The sequence below is a fragment of the Candidatus Angelobacter sp. genome (assembly GCA_035607015.1).
In the GTDB taxonomy this organism is placed as follows: domain Bacteria; phylum Verrucomicrobiota; class Verrucomicrobiia; order Limisphaerales; family AV2; genus AV2.
On record DATNDF010000237.1, the window covers coordinates 1 to 11,653 of the forward strand.

11 protein-coding genes and 1 pseudogene are annotated in these 11,653 nt (G+C 58.3%); 6 read left to right on the forward strand and 6 right to left on the reverse strand.

Annotated elements, in window-relative coordinates; all coding sequences use genetic code 11:
• The first annotated feature begins 135 nt into the window (after positions 1–135).
• Entirely contained in the window at positions 136–792 is a 657-nt protein-coding gene (locus VN887_09755) for a TetR/AcrR family transcriptional regulator (protein HXT40296.1), read from the forward strand.
• Positions 780–2,114 carry an AarF/ABC1/UbiB kinase family protein gene (locus tag VN887_09760; GenBank protein ID HXT40297.1) on the forward strand — a complete coding sequence of 445 codons (1,335 nt, stop codon included), beginning with the start codon at positions 780–782 and terminating at the stop codon, positions 2,112–2,114. The genes VN887_09755 and VN887_09760 overlap by 13 nt, the downstream gene beginning before the upstream one ends.
• A gap of 127 nt (positions 2,115–2,241) precedes the next feature.
• Here VN887_09760 and VN887_09765 read toward each other — a convergent pair whose 3' ends face one another.
• On the reverse strand, positions 2,242–3,465 hold the full coding sequence (locus VN887_09765) for an alpha/beta hydrolase (GenBank protein ID HXT40298.1): 1,224 nt from the start codon (positions 3,463–3,465) through the stop codon (positions 2,242–2,244).
• A 694-nt stretch (positions 3,466–4,159) separates the two neighbouring features.
• Between VN887_09765 and VN887_09770 the strand changes: the two genes are divergently transcribed.
• Positions 4,160–4,411 (forward strand): AbrB/MazE/SpoVT family DNA-binding domain-containing protein, encoded by a 252-nt coding sequence (locus VN887_09770; protein HXT40299.1) that lies wholly within the window; start codon positions 4,160–4,162, stop codon positions 4,409–4,411.
• A complete protein-coding gene (locus tag VN887_09775; protein HXT40300.1) occupies positions 4,408–4,809 on the forward strand; it encodes a PIN domain-containing protein in 402 nt (133 codons plus the stop codon). The genes VN887_09770 and VN887_09775 overlap by 4 nt, the downstream gene beginning before the upstream one ends.
• A gap of 12 nt (positions 4,810–4,821) precedes the next feature.
• Here the strand turns inward: VN887_09775 and VN887_09780 are convergent, their stop codons facing one another.
• Both VN887_09780 and VN887_09785 read right to left on the reverse strand, forming a co-directional pair.
• Positions 4,822–6,822 carry a DUF2075 domain-containing protein gene (locus VN887_09780; GenBank protein ID HXT40301.1) on the reverse strand — a complete coding sequence of 667 codons (2,001 nt, stop codon included), beginning with the start codon at positions 6,820–6,822 and terminating at the stop codon, positions 4,822–4,824.
• Between the two features lie 116 nt (positions 6,823–6,938).
• Positions 6,939–7,049 (reverse strand): annotated as a pseudogene (locus VN887_09785) (adenosylhomocysteinase).
• A gap of 48 nt (positions 7,050–7,097) precedes the next feature.
• Here VN887_09785 and VN887_09790 point away from each other — a divergent pair.
• Positions 7,098–7,319: a type II toxin-antitoxin system HicA family toxin gene (locus VN887_09790; GenBank protein ID HXT40302.1), complete on the forward strand. Its 222-nt coding sequence runs from the start codon at positions 7,098–7,100 to the stop codon at positions 7,317–7,319.
• On the opposite strand, the gene VN887_09795 is transcribed toward VN887_09790, so the two are convergent.
• From VN887_09795 to metK, 3 genes are all read right to left on the reverse strand, one after another.
• Positions 7,306–7,545: a type II toxin-antitoxin system HicB family antitoxin gene (locus VN887_09795; protein HXT40303.1), complete on the reverse strand. Its 240-nt coding sequence runs from the start codon at positions 7,543–7,545 to the stop codon at positions 7,306–7,308. The genes VN887_09790 and VN887_09795 overlap by 14 nt on opposite strands.
• A gap of 382 nt (positions 7,546–7,927) precedes the next feature.
• Positions 7,928–9,397, reverse strand: a complete 1,470-nt coding sequence (gene ahcY / locus VN887_09800) for an adenosylhomocysteinase (protein HXT40304.1) — start codon at positions 9,395–9,397, stop codon at positions 7,928–7,930.
• Positions 9,398–9,429: 32 nt separating this feature from the next.
• The gene (gene metK, locus VN887_09805) at positions 9,430–10,608 is read right to left on the reverse strand and encodes a methionine adenosyltransferase (protein ID HXT40305.1); all 1,179 of its coding nucleotides are present in this window, start codon (positions 10,606–10,608) and stop codon (positions 9,430–9,432) included.
• A 102-nt stretch (positions 10,609–10,710) separates the two neighbouring features.
• On the opposite strand from metK, the gene VN887_09810 reads away from it, so the two are divergent.
• Positions 10,711–11,640 carry a metalloregulator ArsR/SmtB family transcription factor gene (locus tag VN887_09810; protein ID HXT40306.1) on the forward strand — a complete coding sequence of 310 codons (930 nt, stop codon included), beginning with the start codon at positions 10,711–10,713 and terminating at the stop codon, positions 11,638–11,640.
• Positions 11,641–11,653: the final 13 nt, after the last annotated feature.

The window sequence follows — 11,653 nt, forward strand, 5'->3', positions numbered from 1 at the left end:
TCGGTAGCCCGCTCTTCGTCGGGTTCCCGCCGGTTTTCGAGGTGCGGACAGGCGGCCCCGAATGTTCAAACATGAGTAAACTCATATTTTACTTGACCATCCCCGCTGCCCGCATGAATATGAGCGCACTCATTTATGAGCAAAGACACAAAGCGAAGCGGGCGGCGACGGCCCTCCGGCAAACGTGAGCAGAACAAGGAGCGGACAAAGGAGCGGATTCTTGCGGCTGCGCTGGAATTGTTCAACAAGCAAGGATTGGAGGCGACGACGAAACAGATTTCCAGAAAGGCCGGGATCGCCGAGGGAACCCTGTTCAACTACTTCAAGACGAAGGAGGATCTGGCGTTGTTTTTCTTCCAGAAGGAAACACACGATCTGATCGAGTGGTTTGAGTCCCAATCGCGGCTGCGGAAGGCGCCCCTGGCGGAAAAGCTGTTTGCCATCATCCACCGGCAGCTCGAATACATTGCCCCGTATGAGGATTTCATTGGAGCCGTTTTCTTCCGGGCGTTGCAGCCGCGTTCGAAGTTGAGCCCGCTCAGTCTGGATTCGCACGAGCTGCGCGTGAAGTATCTCCGCTTCATCCGCGACGTGCTGCGCGAAGCGGAGGAGAAAAAGGAAATCCCGATGATCGGTGAACTGGGAGCTTATTGCGTCGGGCTTTTCTACATGGGCATGGTGCTGCACTGGCTGCACGACCCCTCGCGCGGCAAACAAAAGACGCTCGCCCTGCTGGACCGTTCGCTCAATCTCGCGAGCCGTGTGCTGAAGAAAGGGGCGTGGGATTGGTGAAAAGGCGCGGCTCATCGCTCGCCCGCGCGGCCCGCATCGTCCAGCTCGGCGCGGGGTTGACGGGAAGCTATCTCGCGCACCAGCTTCAACGTCCGTTCCTGAGCGACGAGAAGAGGGAGGCACGACGCCAGTCGTTGCACAACAGGAATGCAAAACAAGTCCGCCGGGAGCTGCAACATCTGCGCGGACCCATCATGAAGGTCGGTCAGGCGCTGAGCATGCAGACCCATCTGCTCGGGGCGGAATGGATCGAGGAACTGTCCGGACTGCAAATGCAGGCGCCGCCGATGCATCCGACGCTGATGCGCGCGCAGTTCAAGAGCGCGTTTGCAAAATATCCCGAGGAGATGTTTAGTTCGTTCGAAGAGGAGCCTTTTGCCGCCGCGTCGCTCGGCCAGGTGCATTGGGCGGTCACGAAGAGCGGCGATGAAGTGGCGGTCAAGATTCAGTATCCAGCCATTCGTGAAGCCATTGAAAGCGACTTCAGTCTGCTGCGCACGGCGGCGATCGGGCCCCGGATCACGGGGCATCTGCCGGACTCCGTGATTCGTGAAACCGAGCGCGGCATCCTCGAGGAAACCGACTACCGGCGGGAAGCGACAAACCTTGAGCACTTCCGAAAGCAGCTCGCGCCCCTGGAATTCATCCACGTGCCGCGCGTGTATCGCGAACTCAGTTGCGAACAGGTGCTGACAATGTCGCGAGTGCGTGGCGCGCGGCTGCAGGAGTTTCTGAAATCCAATCCCTCGCAGGAGCTTCGCGACAGGCTGGGCGCGGCGCTCACGCGCCTGTTTTTCTTCCAGCTCTTTCGCGTCCGGGCGTTGCACGCCGATCCGCATCCCGGCAACTATTTGCTCAACAACGACGGCACGATCGGCCTCGTTGATTTCGGCTGCGTGAAGTATCTGAAACCCGAGGTCGTTCGCTGCTACGCGCAATTCTGGTCGCGCGAGTGGGTCCACGACGCCGCTCTGTTTGCCGGGATAATTCACGTCATCTTTGGGCCCAAAACTTCGCCGGACGAACCCCGGGTGCGGCGTTGCATGAACGAGATCCGGCGCTTCTACGACGAATTTCATCCTTTGACCGACAAACCGGTCATTCTCGAACTCGGCGATTCAAGGTTCATGGACGGACTCAGCGAACTTGCAAAGACCCTGTTCAAAAACAGATTCCTCTCGCCGGAATTTCTGTTTCTCTCGCGCACGGAATCGGGCATGTGCCTTCTGCTCCACTCGCTCAAGGCGCGAGTCGCCACGACCCAAATCGCGCGACAGTGGATGCCGGCCATTTCAAAAACAAAAAAGGACAACTGCGGCTGAAAGAAAGCTGCGCGGCAGGGAACCGGGAATAAAACAGACATGCCTCCGAGGTGCGGGCGGGAAACTTTTCCCCTAACAGCCAGGTCCGGGTGGACTGACAATTCTTCTTACGGTGGCCCGGGGTATTTCACCAATCCACCGTCAGCTCCGCCGTGGCTGCGGAGCGCGGATCGGCGCGTTCCTGTAAAGATTGGCGGATCACTTCGGTGCGACGCGTTACGCGGCCCTGAAAAACTTCGCGGCCATTGACGGTCACTCGAAGGGGCGAATTCAGATTCGTGAGCCTGTCCGAAAGCCGCAAAGTCACGCCTTTGGGAACGTCGCCCGTCAGAAGAATGGACTGTCCGTTCACTTCGGCGACGATCCTGTTCCCGGCTTTCGCCGCGGCCTGCGGCACGGCCAGCCAGTAGAAACGCGTGTGGGTCACGTCGTCCTGCTGCCACACCACCTTCCCTGGCCAGGGATTGCGCGTGTGCGCCGCCATCCATGGAAGCGCCTCGGCATCCTTGCGATTCATCCAATGCGGGAGACCGGGATAAACCCGGGCGAAATGTTCGTAGCCGCCGGGATCGGCTTCGCGGAGTTTGTCGAGTTCGGCCGCGCGTTCCGCCACGATCTTGTTCCGATCGTAGGCCGCGTCGTTGCCGCCAACGAACAGGGCAAAAGGAAGATTGCGCAGCGAGAGGAGCGATGCGTCATTGGGATGGCCGGCCATCATCGCCGCCGCCGCCCAGCGGTCGGCCATGCGCGGCGCGAGCTGCCACACACCATCCCCGCCTGCCGAGTAACCCATGATGTAAACGCGGTCCGGGTTCACCCCGCGCAACACGACGTAGTCCTCGATCAATCGGTCGAACATCGGATCAATGTGCGCTTCGTGCCAGAGATTCCAGGTGTCCGTCGGGGCGCGGGGCGCGACGTAGATGCCCTCGGCGGGCTTGTAGAGAGAAATCTGGTTGGTCCATTGCCTGTCATTGACGCGGGCCGGGGCGTTGCCGCCGCCGTGCATCGAAATCCACAGGCTGTGTCCGTTGGTGGGAGCCTCACCGAACACGCGTTCTTCCCAGCGCAGAGTTTTTCCGGACAACTCGATGGCCTTTGCCTGAAACTCGTCGGCGCGTTCCTCTTCGAGCTGCGATTTCCTTTCGGTCCACTGCGCGCGAATTGCCGCTTCGGCGCCGGACCGACTGAGGTTTCCGTCCTTCGCAGGCGATGGAAGCGAACAGGAACTCACCGCCAGGACGAGCAGGAGGAGAGTGAATCGAATCATGATCGCGGCCAGGGCGGCCGGAAATCGGCGTGACGCTTTCGTCACGCGGCAAAAGCGATGGTGAAAGAACAGGCTCGTCATTTTTTACACGTTTCAATGGTACCGACTGGCAACGAAAATTACGAATGAATTCCAGATTTGAATTCTCCCGGTAGCGAGCCGCGCTGACACGAAAGTTTCGCGTCAAATTTTCGTTTCACACCTCTTCGACTGCATTTTCAGGACCTGTAACCGCGCCGGCATTTTCGTAACCGTAAGGAAACCGCGAACCATTCGACCGCTTCACCCTCTCCACGCCGGGGAGAGGGACGGGGTGTGGTGCTTTGCCGTAATAGAACACACGGAACGCAAAACTTTAACCGCTGAATGACTGTGATGAACGCTGATTCAAAGGGCTGAAAGCCCGAAAGATGATAGCCCAGGGCAACGCCCTGGGTTCAAAGTCAAAAAAGATTTCCAAGCCCTGAAAGGGTGACAGAACCCTCGCGCATCTCTTCGAGCGTGCCCGGTCGCGCAGGACCGTAGCGCAGGCGGACATCACGCGGATAACGTGCGCCGGCCGGGCAGTCGAATTCGCTTCAACTCAAAAGGCGCGGAGTCGCAACGGAAACCGCGAACCACGCCAACCACGCGAAAACTTCTCCCTCTCCGCCTCGAACGGGGAGATGGCCGGGGCGAGGTGTCGCGATTGGAGGCATCGTGAATATGTCTTACCAAATAGTTCTTGCCTTACGTTGTGAACCACGGCAGACTTTATTCAAATGAAAGAAACGCTATGAATTCAGCCTACGTCACATCCAAAGGGCAGTTGGTTGTTCCCTCGCGCATCCGCCGGCGGTACGGCATCAAACCCGGCACGCGCATCAACTTCGTCGAGGAAGGCGACCGCATCATCTTCCAGCCCGTCACCCGCGAATACATTGATTCATTCTGCGGTGTCTTCAAACTGAAGCCTGGCGAGAAATCCGTGGTGCAGGAACATCTTGACGAGCGCCGCAAGGAACGCGACCGGGAGAACCGGAGGTGAAAACCACTGTTCTGGACGCCTCCGCGCTCTTGGCGATGTTCTTTGGCGAGCCGGGCATGGAAAAAATGCGCGAGCTTTTCCACAAGGCCGCCGACGCTGACAGGCCCATGCTCATCAGCGCCGTCAACTGGGCGGAAGTGCTTTACCGGATGGAACGGAAGCATGGCAAGGAAGGCCTGGAAACCGCGCGCCGGTTTGAGCACACCATGCCGCTGGACGTTGCCCCGCTCGACCGCGAACTGGCCGAGTCCGCCGCGCACTTGAAGAACGAACACGACCTGGGACTGGCCGACGCCTTTGCCGCAGCGCTGGCCAAAAGCAGGAAGGCCGAGCTCGTCACCGCTGACACGGAATTCAAGCCGCTCAAAAAGGAAATCGAAATCGTCTGGCTGAAATAGGAGAAGTCCAGCTCAGGAGATTTCGGGTATTCCAATTTCCTTCAAGTAATTGAATGTCGAATCGTAAAACACTGGCGAACGCGTCGCGTCGCTGGAGTCGCCGGGAGGAATGAAAACAATCATGCCTTGCCTCGCTCGTGTGAGAAGAACTCGGTAGGCATTGCGCAGGTAGTTCTTGCTGTCAGCGTTCTTGATTTTCTGCCAGCGTTTCCCACGAAAATCGTGATAACTCCAGTCCGCTCCGTTGAATCGAAAATCGCCGTCCCACGTAACGCACACCCAATCGAGTTCCAGACCCTGCACTTGAAATTCTGTGGCGGCGTCTTCGAGGTAATAGCTCGATCGCGTGTCATCGCGCTCATTCAGGAAGTAGTGCACCGGATTAACGGACACGCGGATGTCAATCGCGTGAGGTTTAAGCCTCATCGCCTTTGACGAAGCTACCAAGCCGAATCGCTCTGTTCCCCTCGCGCGAGATCGAATCCACTGCTTGGCGGCGTTCAGATTGCGCGTGAGGGCGATTGGATAACGGCTTGCCAGATTCGTGAACGTGTCTCGCGCTTGCTCCTTTTCGCAGTCGAGCAGGGCTTTGACAAATGCCGAGACGTTCTCGGCTCTGAACGACCGCATTGAGACAGCGAGATGCAGACAGTCATCGAAGTCTGTTCGCGCCCGTTCGCGGACAAGTTCCAAGGCTTTACCTGCCGCGTATTCACTGTCCGTGAGTCTGGAAGAGACAAACATTTTCCAGTGTGGAAAGCTTTGATTCACGGCGCTCAGCCAAGCATCTATCCCGGCTTCCCCCCTGTTGATCTCCTGCCCGCCGCCAACCAGGCACACAATCACGGCCCAATCTTTGTGTCGGTCCATGTAGGAAATAAGAAACTCGGGCTCGGAGTGAGCGAAGCCGGGGCGTTTCTTTTTCCGCAGCATGAAACTCGCGGTCTCCTTCAAGTTCCAAGCTCGCTGCGCTTCGTCGAAGATGACGACGTGCTCGTCTGGGCGGCCGGGATCAAGCAACGCTTCATCGCGAAAGTTGTGAACATTTTGAATGAATGCTTTGACGCTTTCACCAATCTGGCCCTTTCGAATCTTCTCGCCTTGTTTCTTTCGTCGCGAGAATTCGTCGCGTGTCAAAGCTTCACGGAGCACGGCCACCAGCGGGGCGTTGCCTGAGAGAAAGACGGCATGTGTTGGCAGGTCAGCCTCACGCCGGCGCGTCGCCAAGTTCAGACCAACCAGAGTCTTTCCTGCGCCCGGCACACCTGTCACAAAGCAGATGCATTTTTGCTTTTTGACCTGAGCTTCATCCACCAGTTCTTCGATGCGACGGGAGGTGACTTGCAGGTTTTGAGCACCAGCGTCGAATCGAGCGATGGCTTCGACAGAGTGTTGGGCATACAACGCACGCGCAGCTTCCACTATCGTCGGCGTCGGGCGATAGGAAGCACAAGACCACGCCTGCGCGTCCAGCGCCGAACCCGAAGCAGCACGCAATGCCAATTCCAGGACACCGCGCAGACCGGCGGTATTAGTCAGGACGGGGCGATAGACCTTGTCTTCGTCAGCGTAAAAGTTGATCTCCGGTGAAGCGGCTGCTTTTGTGACCACGAGGATTGGAGCAATGGCAACATTATGACTGGCTTCATGAAAATTTTTTAGGTCCAGCGCGTAATCCCAAACTTGATCAATGGATGCGCGGTCAAACACTCGCTCACCGACTTTGAACTCCAACGGGAACACGACCGATCCGATTAGCAGAACCACGTCAACGCGCCGTCCCATGCGAGGGATGTTGAACTCGAAGAACAACGAGCCGTCCACGCAGCTAAGTTGCGAGCGGAGGATTTCTATCTCAGCGAGCCATGCATCTCGCTGCGTTGGGATCAGTGCGAAGTCGCAATTTGCGGTAAGCTGGCCCAGGACAGTTTCATCACTCGTCACAATGAAATCGGCAATGGACGCGCCATACCAAGCTCGCAACGATCCCGTTGTTGTGACTATGCCGGACATTTCGCGGCGAAGTATGGCAAGAGAACGCCAACAAGTGAAGGACACATCAGGTGTTAACCCATGAGAAAAGGCGAACGGTTTCCCGTTCGCCTTTCGTGTTTCAGATTTGAATTCGCTCAGTAGCGGTAATGCTCCGGCTTGTATGGGCCTTCGGGCGGCACGCCAAGGTAGTCGGCTTGTTTCTTCGTGAGCCTGGTCAGTTTCACGCCGATGCGTTCGAGGTGCAGCCACGCGCTTGACGACGGTTCTCACACTGCGCAAGCTGCCCTTACTCCATGAGACTCGTGCCCGTCAGCCGGCAAGATTTGATTCGACGCCTGCGTTCGCTTGGCTGGAGTGGACCGCATTCGGGAGCGAAGCATCAACACATGGTCAAGGGCAATGTCCAGCTTACGATTCCCAATCCGCACGGTGGTCGAGAAATCGGGGTGAACCTGTTGAAGATAATCCTGAACGAGGCTGGAATTTCGCGCGACGAATGGCTCAATGCGCGCTGACCAGTTCTCGCGCTGACTGATTGATCCGCGGCAAACCTAACCCGCGCTTCAAAGCGAGGTCTATCCAATCGGCAAGTGCAGATTCCAACTCGGCAAGCGCTTCCCTTTTGGTCTGGCCAGTGGCGATCAATCCGCGGAAGCCAGGAATACGTGCGGCAAAACCCTCCTCCTCACTGAGGAACGAAATCTCCGCGAGTTTCAGGGCTTGTCGCCGATATTTTTCCATCGTTTGCACAACCCGACTTTCGTCCAAATTGCCAGTTGTTTCAAGAACCAAAAAAGCGAACGGGATTTCCGCTCGCCTTTTGAATTCTCGACTCCTCATCCAGCGCACCTTATCCGGCCTGCGGCCACCTTCTTCCCGTGTCGGATGCGGAGAAGGAAAGTTTTGCGGCAAAGCACCTCACCCCGTCCCTCTCCCCAGCGCGGAGAGGGCGAAGCGTTCGTGTGGTTCGCGTGTTTCGCTGTTCAACTCTGCGTCTCCGCGTCCCGGCGGTTAAAATAAAGGAGGCGGACAGATCTCTCCGTTCGCCTTTTGCGTTTTTGGTAGGGCGGCGTTGCTGCGCCGCCCCAATTCCGGCTGCGCGGCAGCGCAGCCCTTCCACAAATCAATACCGATAATGCTCCGGCTTGTACGGGCCTTCGGGCGGCACGCCAAGGTAGTCGGCTTGTTTCTTCGTGAGCCTGGTCAGTTTCACGCCGATGCGTTCGAGGTGCAGGCGGGCGACTTCTTCGTCCAGATGCTTCGGCAGGCGATAGACGCCGACTTTGTTCGTGTCGCGATTTTTCCAGAGATCCAGTTGCGCGAGGCATTGGTTGGTGAAGCTGTTGCTCATCACGAAGCTCGGATGGCCGGTGGCGCAGCCGAGGTTCACGAGCCGGCCTTCGGCAAGCAGATAAATCGTGCGGCCATTGGGCAACACGTATTTGTCGTACTGCGGCTTCACGTTGATTTTCTTCACGCCTTTCAACGTGTTGAGCCTGTCCACCTGAATCTCGTTGTCGAAGTGACCGATGTTACACACGATCGCCTGGTCCTTCATCTTGAGGATGTGGTCGAGCGTGATGACGTCGCAATTGCCGGTGGTCGTCACGTAGATGTCGCCGATGCCGAGCGTGTCTTCGAGCGTGGTGACTTCGAAGCCTTCCATCGCAGCTTGGAGCGCGTTGATGGGGTCAATCTCGGTGACGATGACGCGCGCCCCGAATCCGCGTAGCGAATGCGCGCAGCCCTTGCCGACGTCGCCGTAGCCAGCGACGACCGCGACCTTGCCGGCGATCATGACGTCGGTGGCGCGCTTGATGCCATCGGCGAGCGATTCGCGGCAGCCGTAGAGGTTATCGAACTTGGACTTGGTGACCGAGTCGTTGACGTTGATGGCGGGCACTAGGAGCTTGCCCTGTTCGAGCATCTGGTAGAGGCGATGCACGCCAGTGGTCGTTTCTTCGGAAACCCCTTTCCAATCCTTCACGACTTCGTGCCAGAAATCGGGCCGCTCCTTCGCGACGCGCTTGAGTAACGCCTTGATAACGGCGACTTCGTGATTGTCGCTCGGCGTGTTGACCCAGTTATCGCCGTTTTCGAGTTCGTAACCTTTGTGAATCAAAAGTGTCGCGTCCCCGCCGTCGTCCACGATGAGTTGCGGGCCTTTGCTGCCGGGATGCGTGAGCGCGGCGAGGGTGAAGTCCCAGTATTCCTCGAGCGATTCGCCCTTGTGCGCGAACACGGGGATGCCGGCCTTCGCGATGGCGGCGGCGGCGTGATCCTGCGTGGAGAAGATGTTACAGCTCGCCCAGCGCACGGACGCGCCGAGCTCGGCGAGCGTCTCAATGAGGATCGCCGTCTCGATGGTCATGTGCAAAGAGCCGGTGATGCGCACGCCCTTGAGCGGCTTGGTCACGCCATATTTCTTGCGGATGGACATGAGGCCCGGCATTTCATGCTGGCAGACTTCGATGGTTTTGCGGCCCCATTCAGCGAGCGAGAGGTCGCGAACGGCGAAATCGCCTTTTGTTGCGCCGTTGCCGTTGGTTTTCGCGATCTTCACGCGGGTTGGAGGAAGTTTAACAGTTGGCATAGATTGAAAAATGAATTTTATGGAGCGGAAGTTTATTTCACCGCGCGTTTGAGCGCGCCGGCCTTGTCGGTGCGTTCCCAGGTGATGCTGTCGAGGTCATCCACCTTGCCGAAGTGGCCGTAGTTGGTGGTCTTCGAGTAAATCGGGCGCAGCAGGTTCAACTGCCGGATGATGTCGGCGGGCTTGAAGCTGAAGACCTCGCAGACGGCCTTCTCGATGACTTCGTCGGGCACCTTGCCCGTGCCGAAAGTGTTCACGCAAACGCTGACCGGATCGGGATAGCCGATGGCGTAGGCGAACTGAATCTCCGCGCTCGTCGCCAGACCGGACGCCACGATGTTCTTCGCCACGTAACGGCCCATGTAAGCCGCGCTGCGATCCACCTTGCTCGGGTCCTTGCCGCTGAACGCGCCGCCGCCGTGACGGCCCATGCCGCCGTAACTGTCCACGATGATCTTGCGGCCGGTCAACCCGGTGTCCCCCTGAGGTCCGCCGACGACAAAGCGCCCGGTGGGATTGATGAGGAATTTGGTCTGCTTATCGAGCAAATGTTTCGGAAGAACCCTCTTGATGATTTCTTCGACACAGAATTCCTTGATCGTTTTGTGCCGTGCGTCATGCGCGTGTTGAGTGGAGATGACGACATTTGTGATGCGCACCGGCTGGTCATCGACGTATTGAACCGACACCTGGCTTTTGGCGTCCGGGCGGAGCCACTTCACTTTTCCGCTTTTGCGAATGCGCGTCAGCTCGCGCCCGAGCTGATGCGCATACATGATGGGCGCGGGCATCAATTCCGGCGTTTCATTGCACGCGTAGCCAAACATCAAGCCCTGGTCGCCGGCGCCCTGCTCTCCATGCCCTTTGCCTTCCGCCTCGCGGGCATCAACACCCTGGGCGATGTCGGGTGATTGCGAGGTAATTGCGTTCATGATGAGCACCTTGTCGGCGTGGAACACGTCGTCGTCGTGGGTGTAGCCGATTTCGCGGATGGCCTGGCGGGCGGTGGCGCTGAAGTCGAGCTTCGCCTTGGTCGTGATTTCGCCGCCGACCACGACGAGATTGCTCTTGGCGTAGGTTTCGCAGGCGACGCGGCTGAATTTGTCCTGCGCGAGGCAGGCATCCAGGACCGCATCGGAAATCGTGTCGCAAACCTTGTCCGGGTGGCCTTCGCCGACGGACTCCGAGGAAAAGATGTAATTCTTGCTCATTTAAAGTTCGGGCTTCGCTTTATACAAATGACATATTGACGTATCAAGATTGGATGATATAAACATGGTCCAGCGCGTCAACAGCTATTTTTGGAAATCTGCATGTCGTCCACCCTCAACTCTCTGCGCGCCCTGGCCGATCCCACCCGGCTGCGCATCGTCGCGCTGCTGGCGAGGGACGAACTCTCGGTCAACGAGCTTCAGGAAATCACCCGGCTGGGCCAGTCGCGCATCTCGACGCACCTGGGCCTGCTGCAGGACGCCGGTCTGCTGCAATCACGGCGCGAGGGCAAAAGGACGTTTTACCGGTGGAATGAGAACGCCGACGCCGTCGCGCGCGAATTCATCCAGCTTGCAGTGCGCGGCGCGAAGGAAACGCGCGAACACACCGCCGATCAGCTCAATCTCAAGCGCATCCTTGCGCGCCGGAACGAACAGGCGCAGGTCTATTTCAACCAGATCGCCGGGCGCTTTGACCGCGTTTACGGGCCGGGACGTTCGTGGCAGGCATTCGGACACCTGCTGCTGCGCATCCTCCCGCCGCTTGTCGTCGCCGACCTCGGCTCCGGCGAAGGTTTGTTGAGCGAACTGCTCGCCCGCCGCTGCAAAAAGGTCATCGCGGTGGACAACTCGGAAAAGATTGTCGCCTTCGGCGCGGCCAAGGCGAAGAAAAACGGTCTAAAGAACCTGGAGTTCCGGCTCGGCGACCTGGAAAACCCGCCTGTCGAGGCGCAGAGCGTTGACCTCGTCATCCTCAGCCAGGCGTTGCACCACGCGGAGACGCCCGCCACGGCGATCTGCTCCGCCTTCAAGATGCTCCGCAGCGGCGGGCAGATCATGATTCTCGATTTGCTCCAGCACACTTTTAACAAGGCTCGCGAGCTTTACGGCGACCGCTGGCTCGGATTCGCTGAAAGCGATCTGCATCGCTGGCTGGAAGAAGCCGGGTTCAAGAGAATTGAAATCGGCATCGTGGCGCGCGAGGAACAGCCGCCGCATTTCCAGACCATTCTGGCGAGTGGAGTGAAATAGCCCCATCCTCCCG

Excerpts from the sequence above, each read along its gene's own strand:
- VN887_09755 (HXT40296.1), top strand. The coding sequence starts at position 136 with ATGAGCAAAGACACAAAGCGAAGCGGGCGGCGACGGCCCTCCGGCAAA.
- VN887_09765 (HXT40298.1), bottom strand. The coding sequence starts at position 3,465 with ATGACGAGCCTGTTCTTTCACCATCGCTTTTGCCGCGTGACGAAAGCG.
- VN887_09770 (HXT40299.1), top strand. The coding sequence starts at position 4,160 with ATGAATTCAGCCTACGTCACATCCAAAGGGCAGTTGGTTGTTCCCTCG.
- VN887_09780 (HXT40301.1), bottom strand. The coding sequence starts at position 6,822 with ATGTCCGGCATAGTCACAACAACGGGATCGTTGCGAGCTTGGTATGGC.
- VN887_09790 (HXT40302.1), top strand. The coding sequence starts at position 7,098 with ATGAGACTCGTGCCCGTCAGCCGGCAAGATTTGATTCGACGCCTGCGT.
- VN887_09795 (HXT40303.1), bottom strand. The coding sequence starts at position 7,545 with ATGGAAAAATATCGGCGACAAGCCCTGAAACTCGCGGAGATTTCGTTC.
- ahcY (HXT40304.1), bottom strand. The coding sequence starts at position 9,397 with ATGCCAACTGTTAAACTTCCTCCAACCCGCGTGAAGATCGCGAAAACC.
- metK (HXT40305.1), bottom strand. The coding sequence starts at position 10,608 with ATGAGCAAGAATTACATCTTTTCCTCGGAGTCCGTCGGCGAAGGCCAC.
- VN887_09810 (HXT40306.1), top strand. The coding sequence starts at position 10,711 with ATGTCGTCCACCCTCAACTCTCTGCGCGCCCTGGCCGATCCCACCCGG.